We start from the raw sequence: 16,072 nt of genomic DNA, 5'->3' as shown, positions 1-16,072 counted from the left end.
AGACCATTATCGATGCTAGACAGCACTTGTTTACGATAGTCGATTGAATAAGTCATGGTTTATCTGAATAGTTGATTAGTTTTTATGTATTGTATCGGTTTTATCTGAACTCTACTATACAGACAATAGCAGAATTTTAGAAAAAATTAAAATATATAGAGCAGAAGAAGCAACCTTTATACCAGTGATTGACATGATGGAAAATTTGGTCAATCTAATTGGCAAATAATATTAGACCAAAATACTATCGATTAGCAGCTAAAAAGCAGCACCTTAAAAAATATAAGACACTGCTTTTTATCTAAAATACCTCCATTCTTAAGCACTCGTTATTTAACTATTATGCTTGGCTATCCAGTTTTGCATTTGCTCAATTTCAGGCTGCTGCGCGTCAATTACTTGTTGTGCCAATTGACGCATTTCTTCATTTTTGCCATACTTTAGCTGTATTTTTGCCATATCTACTGCGCCAATATGATGCGGCAACATACCGCGAGCAAATGCCATATCTGGGTTAGGGTCAGCGATACCTGCCATCATTTCACTATGCATCGTATCCATACCTTTAGCATAAGCTGTCTGCATGGCTTCAGTATCAGACGTTGGCTCAGCAGCATCAGGATGGTTGGCAAGCCAGTTCTGCATTTGCTCAATTTCAGCTTTCTGAGCGTCAATAATCTCTTGTGCCAACTGACGCATTTCTGCATCCGTACCATACTTTAGCTGAATCTCTGCCATATCAACAGCACCTATATGATGACCGAGCATTCCTTGGGCAAAGGCAGCATCGGGATCGTTGTATGCCATGCCTGCCATCATCTCATCATGCATCTTAGTCATAGAGTCATTATACTCTCCATGCATGCCCGTCATCGCATCGCCTGACATATCATGACCTGCATGAGCATCCATCGCGCTAGTATCTGTTGTAGCATTATTAACGGGAGCCGCCTCGTCTTTGACACTAGCCTCTGTTACATCATTCGTCGGCTGACAAGCGCCAAGCATCATCATGGCACTGACACTAACTGCAAGCATGGCAAGACGTGAGTTTCTTATCATTTTCATAGTAGATCCTTAATTACGATCGTTTGGTAGTTATGGTTCATATAAAAACTGGCAAATCAGCTAAGATCCACCAGTTGGAAAAATCATTTAATTTATGTACTAAAAGCAGTGCGTTTTAAGGCTATTTATTCTAATGCTTCGATTAGTGCCTGCATCTCTTTAATTTCACGTTTTTGTGCTTCGATGATGTCGTCAGCAAGTTGCTGTACTCTAGGGTCTTCTATATCGGCTCTTGAGCTGGTTAAGATCGCAATTGAATGATGCGGTATCATAGCCTGCATCCAATCCACTTGATCGACGGTTGCTTGAGATCTGACGCCCCATATACCTACGGCAAACATCAGCACACTAAGACCATAAATCATTAAGTTGACCTTAGTTTTCTTGTACATATTGCTCATAAAGGCGAGCATAATCACTGCCATGCCTGCGCCCATATATAGCGCCATATAGGCTCTGGTCTCACTAAAATAAATATGATCCCACTCATAAGTATTGAAGTACATCATGATATACATCACCACGGTAGACGTCAGAATCATGAGGGTGAACTTTACATAAGGGTTCATCTGTTTTTGCTCTGTATGATTCATCAGTCAGTCTCCATCAATGCTGCTATCAGTACTACAATGAGTAGCTGAAATTTAAAAAATCTATCTAAAGTATTGGCTTATAGCTGCTGCTCTGCGGACTCAATCTCAGCGTATACTTGGTTTGTGCCATCTTTATTGATTTGCATAATTTGGTATGGCATAAACTTATCTTGATATTCCATACCAGGGCTACCGACGGGCATACCCGGTACCGCCAAACCAATGGCTTGCTTTGGTGGATTTTGCAAAAACTCAGCCACATACTTAGCAGGAACATGACCTTCGATGACATAACCATCACTAGTAACGGCGGTATGGCAAGAACGCATCTCAGCAGGTACACCGTAACGCTCTTTAAATAATGACAAGTCTGCAACATCATGGGCAGTTGCCGTTAACCCATTATCTTCTGCGTGCCCTATCCATTCTTTACAACAGCCACAATTGGCATCTTTATAGACAGTGGCTGACACGTTCTTGAGCAGGTCTGGATTGTTGGCTGGTGTCTCTGTTACTGTTTGCCTACTCTGTATAGCGTTTGCCTCACCACTGCTGGCGTTAGCGGCATTGGTAGTAGAGGGGCTAGCATTAGAAGCATTGCTGTCAGATTGCCCACATGCTGATAATATGGCAGCAGTTAATAAGACCGCTGACCCTCGAACAAACTTAACGGTAAAAGGAATCATAGAGGCTTCTCATAGTGTTGAATATTTCATGATGTTGAATATTAAAATTAGGATGTACTTAAGCCAAACTAGCATAGCCACTCTGACAGTCAGATGACGCCAAGATGACAATTTTGTCATCTTCTAGACTGAGCATAGGTTTATTACCAGTATTCCTCTATGATTGATAGCAATAGAGACATTTTATATTGATCTCATCCTAAATAATTGGCGCGAGTATGCTATGAAAGTATTGCTAGTCGAAGATGAGTTATCGCTTGGCGATTATATTAAAAAAGGTTTAAGCGAGGCAGGTTTTATCGTTGAGCATAGAACCACAGGTTTAGATGGTTATCATGCTCTGATGACTGAGGACTTCACTGTCGTGGTGATGGATGTGATGCTGCCTGATGTCAATGGTTTTGAGCTGGTCAGTAACTATCGCGCTGCTGGTAACACCACCCCTGTATTATTTTTGACCGCAAAAGATGACCTTGGCGACCGCATAAAAGGCTTTGAGATTGGCGGTGACGACTATCTCACCAAACCTTTTGCCTTCGCTGAGCTGTTGGTCAGAATCAAAAGCTTACTACGCCGTGCCAATCAAGCAGATTACGCCAGCACAGTGCTTCAAATCGCTGATTTAAAACTGGATATCGCCAAACGTAGTGTGCATCGAGATAAGGGTTCTATCAAATTGACGGCCAAAGAATTTGCGCTATTTCAGTTTTTACTTGAGCATCAAAGCGAAGTATTGCCCCGCTCTGTCATCGCTTCACAAGTATGGGATATGAATTTTGATAGCGATACCAATGTGATTGATGTGGCGATAAGACGCTTACGAAGTAAAATCGATGATGGCTTTGAAAATAAGCTCATTCATACCGTACGCGGTATGGGCTATAAACTAGAAGCGGACAATATCGCCGCTACAGTCAATAATGAAACTAGCATTGATATGAGTAATAAGGCTAATACGGTTTCTAAACTCAATCATGTTGAAGTAAAATAGCATGGCATATAAATCCGAGCATCGACGCTTGTCATTACTGTGGCGCACTACCCTAGTATTAACGGTATGTGTGCTGATATCTCAAGCTTTTTTGTACATATGGATACAGCGTTCGGTTAATGATCATTTTGAACAAATGGACTCAGAGATCCTGACTCACGCTGCGTTTAATTTACGACAGTACATGACAGAGGTGACATCGGATGATCAGCGCTCTGACAACCTTGCCGACCCTGCTCATCTCGACAATACAGCATCATCTGTGGTAGATATCTTTCGACCAGATTATGAAGTTAAAACAATTATCACTGACCATAATGGACAAGTCATCAATAGTCAGCCAAAGGATTTTATTGATAAACTCAATGACTCCCAATTGGTCGAAAAACTATGGCAGCAGCACCGCGATCAACCCTTTGACTTGCAGCTTAATCATCGTCATTATCGCGCGCTGGTCATTGAGCACTCTAGTCGCTTGGCATTAATCGCGCTACCGATTGATGTGCACCATCAATACCTTGCCCAGTTTAATCGCCATCTTATTCTGATACTTATTGCGATCACTTTTATCTTGGTATCAGTGGCGGCTTTTAGCGTCTATCTAGGATTTGCCCCCTTAGCGACCATCAGTCAAAAAATGGCACGTATCAACGCCGAGCAGTTAGACGATAGAATCATCGTCTCTGAAATGCCAAGCGAGTTGCGACCCTTGGCTGACGCTTATAATGCCATGATGGATAAACTTGAACACAACTTTGCCTCATTATCACAGTTTTCAGATGACATTGCTCACGAACTGCGCACACCACTGGCAACATTAAGTACCCAAACTCAAGTGATGCTCAGTAAACCTAGAGACCATCAAGAATATGTCGAGCAGCTACATCATCAACACGACACGCTCAAGCAACTATCCCTGCTCATTAACAATATGCTATTGCTGGCAAAAACTCAAAAAGGTCTCTACGACTCACAACGTCATCTTGTCGATACCGACTCACTGATAATTAAGCTCATCGATTATTTTGAGCTGATAGCCGAAGAGCGCGGTATCTCTTTTGAGAAAAAAGGGGCATTTGATGTGGTATTAGGGGATGAGAGCTTGTTACAAAGGCTGTTTGCCAACTTGATATCTAATGCGATTTACTACGCCGGCAGCGACAGTATCATTACTATTACCGCCGTTTCTAAGACTGCTAGCCTCATAAAACATAACGCTCACGCCCTTAGAGAAACGGCTCAGCAGCCATCGCTAAACATCACCATCACTAATCGCTTGCAGACGCCTCTAACTCAAGCGGAAGCAGATAGACTGTTTGAACGCTTTTATCGTCATCACAAATCCAATAATCAGCATTCGGGCACAGGGCTGGGATTGGCCATCGTACAAGCGATCGTCAATGCCCATAACGGCAAAGTCAGTATTACCATTAAGGATGAGTATTACTTTCAAGTTAACGTACAGTTATTAAAAGAATCATAGGGCGGGTTTGATCGAGAAATGGTCACCATTTGGTCACCGAGCAGGTGGTCACCGATTTTTAAAAAGCAGAGTGCATGCACACAGACTTATAGAAAATATATTATTAAAGAGTAGACTACTTCTTAGGGGTTGATAGAGAAAGAATAATCAAACCTTACGGATAAAGGCTTTAAGCGGAAACACAGACACAAAAAAACCCCAAACAAAATTATGTTTGAGGCGAAACTTGCTTAAACTCGAAGGTTTAAATTTGTTTTAGCTTTTTACTAAATATGGCGCAGCGGACGGGACTCGAACCCGCGACCCCCGGCGTGACAGGCCGGTATTCTAACCAACTGAACTACCGCTGCTTAGGTCGTCTTAGCATCTTCTCTTATTACAGAGACACTCGCTAAAAAGAGTGGTGGGTGATGACGGATTCGAACCGCCGACATTCTGCGTGTAAGGCAGACGCTCTACCAACTGAGCTAATCACCCTGAGAAGCGTTAAAAAATTGCACTGCAATTTTAGCTTCGCAAGTTAAAATTCCTTAAAAGGAATTTTATAGAAAGTTTAATCTTTAAAGTTGTCACGCTTTAAGTCAGTAAAAATTCTAACAACATTGAACTTAATTAAGTCCCCTTGCTGTGGGTGTGTATTATATAGATTTACACATGGCTGTCAAACAGTATTTTCAGTTTTTTAACCTATTTTATAGGTTTTTATTTATTAATCTGACAAGCCTATGTTTTCATTGGATTTATATTTTTATAAAAAACCAATAAATTTTCAAGCATGACCCTATTTACTGGCTAATGCTTGTTCGATATCCATTTTTATGGCTTCTGGTTTGGTGGTTGGCGCATAGCGGTCAATGACCTGTCCATCTTTACCAATTAAAAACTTAGTAAAATTCCATTTGATACCGTCTGTTAATACGCCACCCTTTTGCTCTTTAAGCCAATCAAAAATAGGATGAGCGTCTTTGCCATTGACATCAACCTTCGCCATCATTGGGAAACTGACACCATGGTTCTTTTGACAAAATGCGCCAATCTCCTCATTACTGCCTGGATCTTGCCCGCCAAATTGATTACAGGGGAAACCAATAACGACCAATCCTTGATCTTTATATTGCTGATATACTGCCTCTAGGCCTTCAAATTGCGGCGTAAATCCACATTTGCTCGCGGTATTGACGATTAATAACACCTTACCTTGATAATCAGCAAAGGCTTGTGAAGTACCGTCCATACGTTCAGCGGTAAAATCATAAATAGTACTCATCATTTGTCCTTAAATTGATTAATTTATTATTTTGGTTTTTTTAAACTGTGCTCATTTTTCAATAACATTGAAAACGTTAATAATACTAATAACTGGCAAGGCAGCATCTCGCGCTTCCCTGCCATGACTCTAAAATACTCTAAGCAATTTTTTTAACAATTACTTTTCAGATTTATCTAAATCAATAGACACAGAATTGATGCAATAGCGCATCCCCGTCGTCTCGCTTGGGCCGTCAGGGAAGACATGACCTAAATGTGCGCCGCAGTTACTACAGGTTACTTCTGTCCGCGTCATGCCAAGCGAATTATCCACATGCTCCTCGATAGCGCTGTTATCAACTCCTTGGTCAAAACTTGGCCAACCACAGCTGGCATCAAATTTATTGCTTGAGTCAAATAAGCTCGCACCGCAGCCTTTGCAGCGATAAATACCATCATCAGTCGCATCGTTATAGACGCCCGTAAATGGGCGTTCTGTACCCTTTTCACGCATCACGTGATATTCATCAGCACTCAAACGCTCTTTCCAATCAGCTTCTGTTAATTGGCTGATTTCTTCTTGGCTAAGTTGATTATCTTGCATAATGTATCCTTAATTTGGGTATGTATTATCTCATCCATTAGCATTAGCTTTTATCTGCTATTAACTAACACTTTATCGCCATATTTTTATAAAAACGATGGGCCTTATCTATTGTTTATTCACTCAATATTCAAGGCATACATTACAAGAAAACCATCATAAACAAGTGATAGCGTAAGGTATCGAAAAAGCTATGATAAATAAAATACAGCAAATTTTCTTAACGTATCAATGAATACAGATGTAGCCATGATAATAACTCTCTGAAAGAAGTTTAATATCTAGTAGAGCAGCAATGAAGCAACAACGCTAATGCAAGTTATTCTTGCATTAGCGTTGTTGCCTTAAAAACAGCTTGCATTGATACTGATAATGCAATAATATCTTGCATTAAGGCTTAATTAAAACAAATGCCTGCTTTCCTTCTCTCCATTACCAACTAATGAATAAAGGCTTGAATGATTATGGCTGATGACAAAAATAAAAGCACACAAGCCGAAAGACTGGTACAGCTACGTCGTGATAAAGGGCTGACTGCTGAGCAATTAGCGCAAGCCATGACCGCAGCAGGCGCAAAAGTCAGTCGCGGGGCTATCTCGAATTGGGAGCGTGGCACCAATGGCATTGTGTCATCTAAGCTACCAACGCTAGCACACATTTTAGGCTGCAGCGAAGGCTATCTGTTACGCGGTGAACTAAAAAACGACAGTGATAATAATAAAGAGGTGAGTGAAAGCACTCATTCTCATAATAAGGATAGTCAAAATACGTCATCTGCTCAAACTGACAAGATACGTGACTCCCAAGCCAATCACACTACTACAACTCCTTCTATAGATACAAACTCACAAAATAACCCTATGAGTGGTCACACTATGAACACAATAAAAAAATCGGATAAATTACAAAATGTTTGCTACGACATTCGCGGCCCGCTCCTACAAACAGCCAATAAGATGGAAGCAGAAGGCAAACGTATATTAAAGTTGAATGTCGGTAACCCAGCCCCCTTTGGTTTAGAAGCCCCGCATGAGATTTTGCGCGATGTGGCGATGAACCTACCAGACGCGACCGGTTATTCCGACTCGCAAGGGATTTTTTCAGCGCGCAAAGCCGTCCTACAGTACTATCAATCAAAGGGGTTGCTATCGGCAGTTGATGTCCGTGATGTCTATTTGGGCAACGGAGTTTCTGAGCTGATTGTAATGACCATGCAGGCTTTGATGAATGATGGTGACGAAGTGCTTATCCCAATGCCAGATTACCCGCTTTGGACGGCAGCGGCGAACCTAGCTGGCGGCACAGCGGTACATTATCGCTGTAATGAAGACGACAATTGGCATCCTGATATCGAAGACATTAAATCTAAAATCACCTCTAAAACCAAAGGTATCGTGGTGATTAACCCTAATAATCCAACAGGTTCGCTTTATAGTGATGAATTGCTGAAACAAATTATTGAGGTCGCTAAAGCGCATGATTTAATCATCATGGCCGATGAAATTTATGATCGCATTCTTTATGATGATATGGTACACACCCCAATGAGCACCTTGACTGATGATGTGCTGGTGCTCTCATACAATGGATTATCAAAATCGCATCGTATCGCGGGATTCCGCGCAGGTTGGATGATGGTGTCTGGCAAAAAGCACCATGCTACTGACTTTATCGAAGGCTTGGACATGTTAGCGTCTATGCGCTTGTGTTCCAACGTCCAAGGTCAATACGCTATTCAAACCGCGATGGGCGGCTATCAAAGCATGAAAGAGCTCACGTCAGAGCGTGGGCGCTTATATAAGCAGCGTGAAATGGCCGTGTCACGACTTAATGCGATCAAAGGTATCTCTTGTACCATGCCACAAGGCGCGTTTTATTGCTTTCCAAAGATGGATCCTGATATTTACCCTATCGAAGATGATATGGCATTTATGATGGATTTGCTTGTTGAAGAAAATGTCTTAATGGTGCAAGGAACAGGCTTTAACTGGGATAAGCCCGATCATTTCCGCTTGGTATTTTTGCCAAACCTACATGATTTAGAGGATGCCATGGATAGCTTAGATCGCTTCTTTGCCAAAAAGCGCAAACAATTTGGTACCGAATAGACCTTAATTTGACATAAAAAAACGCTTATCGGCGTGATGCTGATAAGCGTTTTTTATTTGAAACATGCTTATAAATAACGTTAAATAAGACTTAAACAAAAACTTTAATAAGCGTACGTGTTAAAAAATATTGACCAAAATGATATAACTGATTGCAGACATTGCCGCTGCTGCAGGAAGAGTAATGATCCATGCCAAACCGATAGGTTTCATCAACGCCCAATTGGTGTCTCTATTGACAATACCGATGCCAAGTACCGCGCCAACTAGCGTATGCGTGCTCGATACGGGCAGACCCATGGTTGATGCGCCCATTACCACTGCAGCCGCAGCCAATTCAGCTGAAAAACCAGAAGCGGGATGCATTTTTGCCAAGTTGGTACCAACCGTTTGAATGACTTCTTTGCCGATGAACCAAAGACCAACGATAAGCGCAACACCAAAGGTCAGCATAACCGCAGGCGGTACAGCGGCTTCAGTCGCAATGCTATTGGTACGAATAACATCCATAATCGCGGCAAAAGGGCCTACTGCATTGGCAATATCGTTTGAGCCATGGCTAAAGGCAAAAGCAGAGGCGGTAAAGACTTGCATCCAGCTAAACATAATAAACGTCGCTTTGGTCAAATCCTCTTTATGTTTACCGCGGATACTCTTGGTATAGATAAAGGTCGCAAGCCACACTAGCGCCGCGATCATACCCATGATTAAAAAGCCTTGCAGCGTCGTCATGCCATTATTGACATTCTTTAGACCCTTAAAGATGACCAAAGAGGCCATGACCGCGCCGCCTGCAGCCGCAATGATAGGAACCCATTGCTTCAACGCTTTTAGCGTATCAAGGTTGCTGCGTTCATTTTCAATCTCATAAAGCTGTTTATAGTAGTCAGTCTCTAAATCTTCAACATCGCAATCATCATCTTTGTAGATTTCTTGATCACGCAACATCGCTGACGTATAGGCAAGTTGTTCTGATTCTGTTAAACCGTCCAAAAATTCTTTGTGGTTTTGTTTTAAGGTTTTTTTGTCGCCTTTCAAAGTCGCAATGTGCGCCTCTGTTCTATCATTATACTCAATGATGTTTTTCTTAATCTGTCCATATAATACATAGGACAAAACGCCGCCCAATAGCGGTGATAATACCCAAGAAATTGCGATGGTGCCAATCGTACTCCAATTCACCGTTGATAATGCCATTTCAGTACCACCTAACGTGATACCTAATACAATAGAGCTACCAACAACGCCGCCAATAATGGCGTGCGTGGTCGAAACGGGCAGACCTTTTTTGGTGGCAAATAACAGCCAAAATGCGGCAGCGATAAGCGCTGATAACATGACATAAATGAATTGGTTGGGCGTTACTGAAAGACCATCTAAATCGACAATGCCGCTTCGAATAGTATCGGTGACTTCACCACCTGCCAGTACGGCTCCGGACACTTCAAATATCGCGGCGATACCCAGCGCTTGCGGGATAGTCAACGTCCCTGCACCTACTGAGGTACCAAAGGAGTTGGCGACATCGTTACCACCAATATTGAATGCCATAAAGACACCAAAAGCGGTGGCCACAATAAATAGCGTCGTCTGTTGACGCATCGTGTAATCTAGACCCCACCACAAAAAGTAGGCGGTCATCGCAATCAGTAAAATGGCAAAAAATAGATTTATTCTCATAGAACCGACTGATTTGACTGGCTCTGTAGAACTGTTGCTAATACCCATACGTTGATACGTCCTGCGTAAGCTGATTGAAATTATAGGCGGTTGATGACATTGCGCGGCTATTAATAATGCTCGTGATAGCTTCTGACATTAATATAACGTATATGAAACGCGCAATATACTTGCTAAAAAACGGTTTTTCTTACTGCTATTTTGGTGCTCTACCCTAGCGCTTACCTTTTATTTACTTGTATTCAATTTTGCGTAAAGGCAGTAAATAAGGTAAAACACATCACTCAATATGTCACAAAGCCGCAAGGAATATTGCCAAATCGTCTGATTACAGCAGCTTGCGGCTTAGAGATGTCGTAGTAATAATTTTGGTGCTAATAACTGCTATTGTAAGAACCTTTGCCAAATTTATTAACCAGAGTGATTAAAATGTCTGTGTCAAAGGATAAAACACGCTACTCACTCAGTGAGTTTCGTGCACAGCAGGAGCTATTACGCGCCTATTATATTAAATATAAGCGCATAATGCATGATGATATTGCAAGATTTGTAACTGCCAGCATATGTGTTAGAAAACATCCTGCTGTAACGCCGCATTATACTCTCTTTCCCTGAATTTATTTAACGTTAAATATATAATTATGGCGCTTTGTAACCAGCTACCTAATTGAATGACCAATCACATATCAGCTGCCACACACCGCTGATAGTTGCTTAATCGCATGGTCTAAAACATCCAAACGTGCTTGACGCTTCTCATTGGTCGCGATGACGCACCACGGTGTGTACTCTGTATCGGTACGTGCCAGCATATCCGCCGCAGACTGCACATAATCCGACCATTTATCACGGTTGCGCCAGTCATCGTCCGTCAGCTTAAACTGCTTGTGCGGTGTCTCCTGACGTGCCTCAAAACGTTTAAGCTGTTCTTTTTTATCGATAGCCAACCAGTATTTGATAACGATTGTCCCCGCCACGGCTAAATCCGCCTCAAAGCGATTGATTTCATCGTAAGCACGCTGCCATTCCTCATCAGTGGCAAAACCCTCAATGCGCTCAACCAAAACGCGCCCATACCAAGTCCGATCAAAAATGGCAATACGGCTAATACGGTCGGTTTGTTCGTTCGGAAGTTTGGTCCAAAAACGCCATAGATAAGGATGTTGCAGCTCATATAACATTGGCGCACTGATATTATAAATTTGATACTCGCGTGGGTCGAGCGGCGCAACCAACCTTTTAATCGCGCCACCTTTGCCAGCAGCGTCCATTCCTTCAAAGGCAAAAACGATATGACGCCCTTTGCGCGCACGCAGCAACTGGGCAAGGCGAACTTGTTTTTCTACCAACGTATCACGGTAGTCCGACTTATCAATCTCTGCATCATTGATATCTTTTAAAAATTTAGGAATTTTTACAGGTTCAAACTTTGCTGATTCGAGTGCTTGCTGAGCTTGCTTCTTAGCCTTTGACTTATCAGAGGTTTGTACTGTATTTCTTTTACTACTCATTAGCGCGGTTTGCATCGCTTGTAGCACTTCATGGCAAAAATGGTCAGCCGCATCTGACTTGTCATCACCATCAATGATGATCCAATCATCTTGCTGGCGTAGCAGAACGGTAGCCACTTGATTAAAGGTTTCGATAACTTTTTTACTATTCCAGTCAATTTGGTATAAAAACTGCGGATCAGCTTCATCGTCATTCAATCGCGCTTGCAACGTTTCAATATCTACATGGAACCAGCATTTAAGCAGTCGGGTTTGATTGGCAGCTAAATCTTGTTCGAATGCTTGTAGCTTAATAAGCTGCTGCTGTAAATATGCTTGCCATTGCGCAAACGGTAACGCTTTGTCGTTGTCAGACTTGTCATTGTCAGGCTTTGTGCCTTTTGATTTTGGATTTTTTGACTGTTCCTTATTATTGTCATTGTCTGACGTTGCCATACGCATGACGTTATAAAGCAAGTCAGCATACCAGTTGCCAAAATAAACCATTACATCGCCATGACGGGGTAACGCCTTGGTATGTGCCTGCCAAATCGGCTGATACGCTAAGGGACAATCACCAACGGTTGCCTCAACTTTAAGTAGTCGAGGATCTACCCATTGGCGCAATTGCTTGACAGCAGTGCCCTTGCCGGCCTGCTCCATACCATTGACCAATACCAATAGCCCTGTTGGTTTATTGAGGATTGGTGGCGTCTGTTGCCGCGTTGCTCGTAGAGCATATTGGGCCGTGACCAGTGCCAATCTCAGTGCATCTTTGTCCATAGAAAACTGGCTCAGGGGATTGGGGGTTAGGCGCTCATCAACAATTTGCTCACTAAATTGTGCACTTAGCGCTTGTGGTGCGGTGGATTCAGTTGTCTTATTATTTTTGCTCATAACTGTCATCATCCTATGATTGAAAGCGTATTAGCGTCATCATAGCATTGCAGCAATTCGGTAAATAACGCTGCTATGTAACAGTTTGACATTTGTATTCTGCTTTATTTTCTTTTAAGGTGAACACAATCTCAGACACATGCTGTAATCACGCTCTATAAATACAAAAACCAAAGGTATAAAACACGGTTTATTCTGAGCTTTTTATTCGCAACCTTTTAACCCTCTTTACTTTTATGCAGGTTTACTGACCATGGCCTCTTTAGCCGACTTACAACAACATTTGAACCGTTTTTGGGCACTGCCTTATCATGAAGATTTGGCATTAAACGATAAACTTAGCGAGGTGCAAGCTTGGCAACGAGATCGTATTCAAAACACTCACAAAGACCTGTTCGAACAACCTCAAAATCAATTAATGGCAGATTATTTTTTGACCCAATTGTATGGCGGCGATGAGTTTAAATTGTTGGCCAAACAGTTAGAACGTATTGTGCCTAAAGCGCAAAAAGTCGAGCGTTTTGCGCCAGCAGCGGCTTTAGAGACTGGCAGCATGGCGATACAAGCGGCTATTTTAGCGATAGAGCTAGATTTACATTTAGCAGAATGGCTATTGTCTCAAGATTTAGTCGTTAACGAAGACAACATGCTGACCGCCTATCGCGTAGTCAACGAAGCCGACACCAGACGTATCCAAATCGGTCATTTAAAAGAGGTGTGCTATCGTACCGATAAATATATAAACTCTTTTATGTTGCAAAAAGCCTTTGCCTTGGCTAAAGGCACCGCCTACCGTTACAACTATCAGCCTTTGTATGAATTTATCGATTCAGGCTTTAAAGCGATGAAACCACTAAAAAGTGTCAGCGGCTTTATTGAACCGTTTTGTGAGCGTGAGCTTGAGATTATTGACCGTGTTCATGAGACGGATAATGGCGGTAAGCCAATGACGTTTGGTGTATGATAGACGCATCATTTGCTTGGTTAGCTGCTATTTTATACCTTGCAAACAAATAACCATAAAAGTGAATCACAGGATAATGCTATGACCGATAACACCCATAATAACAACGCTCATCTCGATCAAAAACCTATCATCACTGGTCATTTACAAGATAAATTGGTCAGAGACAGCATCACCCACAATCAAAATATTACGGCACAAGTGCAAGCACGTCAAAACTATGAAACTAATAGCACGCTTAATACGGGTATTGATGCTGGCGTCGAAAACAGCAAGAGAAATGACTTTACACAAGTCCAAGACCTACCAACGGGAACGCCACAAGGCCAACAAACCACTATGCCAAATAACAACACTAGCAGCAACACTGTAGACAATGCATCTGCACAAATACAAACCGCCAAACAAACACTTTTTAATCAGCGTGATGATATCAATAATCCGCATACGCCTGATACCGATGGTAATGAAGAAACGCATTTTGGCTACAAGACTGTCAATAAAGCTGAAAAACAAGCACGCGTTGCCGATGTTTTTACCTCAGTTGCCAAAAAATACGACATCATGAACGACTTAATGTCATTTGGTATTCATCGCCTATGGAAGCGTTATGCCATCAGCTTATCAGGCGTACGTGCGGGTCAACATGTGCTTGATATCGCTGGCGGTACGGGTGATTTAGCCAAAGTCTTTAGCCGTGAAGTCGGCAGAAATGGTCATGTGGTGTTATCAGATATCAATGCCGCCATGCTAGAAGTCGGTCGTGAACGCTTAATCAATGCTGGCTGCAATAACGTCGATTTTGTACTTGCCAATGCAGAAACACTCGCGCCATTCGATGACAATAGCTTTGATTTGGTCACTATCAGCTTTGGTCTACGTAATGTAACGGACAAAGACGCAGCGCTCAAATCGATGTATCGCGTGCTGAAGCCAGGTGGTCGTTTATTAATTTTGGAGTTCTCTAAGCCAGTATTTGAGCCATTGTCTAAAGCCTATGATTTATACTCATTTACCGCCTTACCTATTATGGGCAAGCTGATTGCCAATGATTCTGAGAGTTATCAATACTTGGCCGAATCGATTCGTATGCATCCTGATCAACAGACGCTAAAGCAGATGATGATGCAAGCGGGCTTTGAAAATTGTGATTATCATAACTTGACGGCTGGTATTGTCGCCGTCCACCGCGGCTTTAAAGCGTAAGATTAAGTTTTAAATTACATTAGGGCGTGTCTTCAATTCACTCAATAGTCATCTAAATGGGCTAAAAATGGATAAATATTGCCAAACATCGTCAAATAGCTTGTTAATATCCCGATATTATCTACGCTATTTTTCTTGTTTGACGGCAATTTATCTCATTTTTATCTCCATTTTTGAAATGAAGACACGCCCTACATAGTAATAGACATGCCATCACGTAAAGTGGTGGCAACTGACCTTTACAAACCCTGCGCTTTTCTAAAGGCGCTCAATTGAATATGCGAGAGCCTTATGCTGACTGTTCTACTTTTGGCGGGTGCCGAAAAGCTGATTAACCTTGCTATTGCGAGTGATGAAATTACCAAATCAGGATTGGCACCGCTTGCTGGCAAAGTATTGCGACTCAATATGGCCATGCCTGAGATTCGTTTGGATATTTTATTCACTCATGAGCGTTTGCGTTTTGAGCCGGTGACAACCGAGAGTGTGTTTGAGCAAAGTGGCGCGATGAACGAGCACCAACAAGCCAGTATGGAGCGCGCACGGATTGGTCATAGTCGTCCAGACTGTACCATTACTGTAGATAACCCAGCGCAACTGCTGAATCTGATGCGTGGTGCCGAAGGCAATTTACCTATCGCGGGTGATTACAAGGTACTAATGCAGCTCAAACAACTGGTCGCAGGTTTCGACCCAGATGTTGCAGGACAGCTTGAGCCATTTATTGGTAAGCCGATGGTCAGTCAGTTGCATCTGCTTATATCACAGCTAAAAGGTAGCTGGCGCCATAGTGCCAAACGCGCTTTTGATGACGTCAGCGACTGGGCTAATGAGGTGGCTGGTAATAGTGCTCCTGATCCTATCGAGACAGCAGAAGTAAACGATCTTAAGCAGCAACTATTAAAGCTGCGGGCTGATGTCGAACGTGAAGAGGCCAAACTTGCTGCTATCAAAGATGAACAGGCACGCTTTCTCAATAACTCGTTTCATCAATAACTGTTGTCGTCGATGATCGCTAAATTCTATTATCGACAGCACTGTTTATAGATAAGTG

At 42.3% G+C, this 16,072-nt stretch carries 13 protein-coding genes and 2 tRNA genes; 6 read left to right on the top strand and 9 right to left on the bottom strand.

The annotated features are described in order from the left end of the window. Positions 1-333: 333 nt before the first annotated feature. The 3 genes from copM to ACP7AE_RS04920 form a co-directional block, all read right to left on the bottom strand. A complete protein-coding gene (copM, locus tag ACP7AE_RS04930; RefSeq protein ID WP_227676451.1) occupies positions 334-1,068 on the bottom strand; it encodes a CopM family metallochaperone in 735 nt (244 codons plus the stop codon). Between the two features lie 125 nt (positions 1,069-1,193). Next, on the bottom strand, positions 1,194-1,661 hold the full coding sequence (locus ACP7AE_RS04925; RefSeq protein WP_227676449.1) for a DUF305 domain-containing protein: 468 nt from the start codon (positions 1,659-1,661) through the stop codon (positions 1,194-1,196). A gap of 77 nt (positions 1,662-1,738) precedes the next feature. Further along, positions 1,739-2,347: a DUF411 domain-containing protein gene (locus ACP7AE_RS04920; protein WP_201540074.1), complete on the bottom strand. Its 609-nt coding sequence runs from the start codon at positions 2,345-2,347 to the stop codon at positions 1,739-1,741. A 223-nt stretch (positions 2,348-2,570) separates the two neighbouring features. Here ACP7AE_RS04920 and ACP7AE_RS04915 point away from each other — a divergent pair, with 223 nt between their 5' ends. Both ACP7AE_RS04915 and ACP7AE_RS04910 read left to right on the top strand, forming a co-directional pair. Next, the gene (locus ACP7AE_RS04915; RefSeq protein WP_426241693.1) at positions 2,571-3,338 is read left to right on the top strand and encodes a heavy metal response regulator transcription factor; all 768 of its coding nucleotides are present in this window, start codon (positions 2,571-2,573) and stop codon (positions 3,336-3,338) included. 1 nt (position 3,339) lies between these two features. Further along, complete coding sequence (locus ACP7AE_RS04910) at positions 3,340-4,821, top strand: ATP-binding protein (RefSeq protein WP_426241691.1); 1,482 nt, start codon at positions 3,340-3,342, stop codon at positions 4,819-4,821. Positions 4,822-5,094: 273 nt separating this feature from the next. Here ACP7AE_RS04910 and ACP7AE_RS04905 read toward each other — a convergent pair. From ACP7AE_RS04905 to msrB, 4 genes are all read right to left on the bottom strand, one after another. Then, positions 5,095-5,171, bottom strand: a tRNA-Asp gene (locus tag ACP7AE_RS04905). A gap of 51 nt (positions 5,172-5,222) precedes the next feature. Continuing rightward, positions 5,223-5,298 (bottom strand) — tRNA-Val (locus ACP7AE_RS04900). 304 nt (positions 5,299-5,602) lie between these two features. Then, complete coding sequence (locus ACP7AE_RS04895) at positions 5,603-6,088, bottom strand: glutathione peroxidase (protein WP_426241689.1); 486 nt, start codon at positions 6,086-6,088, stop codon at positions 5,603-5,605. Between the two features lie 159 nt (positions 6,089-6,247). Further along, positions 6,248-6,673: a peptide-methionine (R)-S-oxide reductase MsrB gene (msrB, locus tag ACP7AE_RS04890; protein WP_045448234.1), complete on the bottom strand. Its 426-nt coding sequence runs from the start codon at positions 6,671-6,673 to the stop codon at positions 6,248-6,250. Between the two features lie 458 nt (positions 6,674-7,131). Here msrB and ACP7AE_RS04885 point away from each other — a divergent pair, with 458 nt between their 5' ends. After that, positions 7,132-8,781 (top strand): aminotransferase class I/II-fold pyridoxal phosphate-dependent enzyme, encoded by a 1,650-nt coding sequence (locus tag ACP7AE_RS04885; RefSeq protein ID WP_426241687.1) that lies wholly within the window; start codon positions 7,132-7,134, stop codon positions 8,779-8,781. Between the two features lie 120 nt (positions 8,782-8,901). Here the strand turns inward: ACP7AE_RS04885 and ACP7AE_RS04880 are convergent, their stop codons facing one another. Further along, on the bottom strand, positions 8,902-10,509 hold the full coding sequence (locus ACP7AE_RS04880) for an inorganic phosphate transporter (RefSeq protein ID WP_045448242.1): 1,608 nt from the start codon (positions 10,507-10,509) through the stop codon (positions 8,902-8,904). Positions 10,510-11,147: 638 nt separating this feature from the next. Next, positions 11,148-12,848 carry an ATPase gene (locus ACP7AE_RS04875; RefSeq protein ID WP_426241684.1) on the bottom strand — a complete coding sequence of 567 codons (1,701 nt, stop codon included), beginning with the start codon at positions 12,846-12,848 and terminating at the stop codon, positions 11,148-11,150. A gap of 253 nt (positions 12,849-13,101) precedes the next feature. Here ACP7AE_RS04875 and ACP7AE_RS04870 point away from each other — a divergent pair, with 253 nt between their 5' ends. From ACP7AE_RS04870 to ACP7AE_RS04860, 3 genes are all read left to right on the top strand, one after another. Next, positions 13,102-13,812, top strand: a complete 711-nt coding sequence (locus ACP7AE_RS04870; protein ID WP_201540068.1) for an FFLEELY motif protein — start codon at positions 13,102-13,104, stop codon at positions 13,810-13,812. A gap of 81 nt (positions 13,813-13,893) precedes the next feature. Beyond that, positions 13,894-15,018 (top strand): bifunctional demethylmenaquinone methyltransferase/2-methoxy-6-polyprenyl-1,4-benzoquinol methylase UbiE, encoded by a 1,125-nt coding sequence (ubiE, locus tag ACP7AE_RS04865; protein ID WP_426241682.1) that lies wholly within the window; start codon positions 13,894-13,896, stop codon positions 15,016-15,018. Positions 15,019-15,309: 291 nt separating this feature from the next. Continuing rightward, the gene (locus ACP7AE_RS04860) at positions 15,310-16,014 is read left to right on the top strand and encodes a ubiquinone biosynthesis accessory factor UbiJ (protein ID WP_201540066.1); all 705 of its coding nucleotides are present in this window, start codon (positions 15,310-15,312) and stop codon (positions 16,012-16,014) included. Positions 16,015-16,072: the final 58 nt, after the last annotated feature.

It is taken from the genome of Psychrobacter sp. TWP2-1-2, from assembly GCF_049896785.1.
In the GTDB taxonomy this organism is placed as follows: domain Bacteria; phylum Pseudomonadota; class Gammaproteobacteria; order Pseudomonadales; family Moraxellaceae; genus Psychrobacter.
This window is presented reverse-complemented; position numbering and strand designations above follow the sequence as displayed.

Excerpts from the sequence above, each read along its gene's own strand:
- ACP7AE_RS04915 (WP_426241693.1), top strand. The coding sequence starts at position 2,571 with ATGAAAGTATTGCTAGTCGAAGATGAGTTATCGCTTGGCGATTATATT.
- ubiE (WP_426241682.1), top strand. The coding sequence starts at position 13,894 with ATGACCGATAACACCCATAATAACAACGCTCATCTCGATCAAAAACCT.
- msrB (WP_045448234.1), bottom strand. The coding sequence starts at position 6,673 with ATGCAAGATAATCAACTTAGCCAAGAAGAAATCAGCCAATTAACAGAA.
- copM (WP_227676451.1), bottom strand. The coding sequence starts at position 1,068 with ATGAAAATGATAAGAAACTCACGTCTTGCCATGCTTGCAGTTAGTGTC.
- ACP7AE_RS04910 (WP_426241691.1), top strand. The coding sequence starts at position 3,340 with ATGGCATATAAATCCGAGCATCGACGCTTGTCATTACTGTGGCGCACT.
- ACP7AE_RS04880 (WP_045448242.1), bottom strand. The coding sequence starts at position 10,509 with ATGGGTATTAGCAACAGTTCTACAGAGCCAGTCAAATCAGTCGGTTCT.
- ACP7AE_RS04920 (WP_201540074.1), bottom strand. The coding sequence starts at position 2,347 with ATGATTCCTTTTACCGTTAAGTTTGTTCGAGGGTCAGCGGTCTTATTA.
- ACP7AE_RS04860 (WP_201540066.1), top strand. The coding sequence starts at position 15,310 with ATGCTGACTGTTCTACTTTTGGCGGGTGCCGAAAAGCTGATTAACCTT.
- ACP7AE_RS04885 (WP_426241687.1), top strand. The coding sequence starts at position 7,132 with ATGATTATGGCTGATGACAAAAATAAAAGCACACAAGCCGAAAGACTG.
- ACP7AE_RS04925 (WP_227676449.1), bottom strand. The coding sequence starts at position 1,661 with ATGAATCATACAGAGCAAAAACAGATGAACCCTTATGTAAAGTTCACC.
- ACP7AE_RS04870 (WP_201540068.1), top strand. The coding sequence starts at position 13,102 with ATGGCCTCTTTAGCCGACTTACAACAACATTTGAACCGTTTTTGGGCA.
- ACP7AE_RS04895 (WP_426241689.1), bottom strand. The coding sequence starts at position 6,088 with ATGAGTACTATTTATGATTTTACCGCTGAACGTATGGACGGTACTTCA.
- ACP7AE_RS04875 (WP_426241684.1), bottom strand. The coding sequence starts at position 12,848 with ATGAGCAAAAATAATAAGACAACTGAATCCACCGCACCACAAGCGCTA.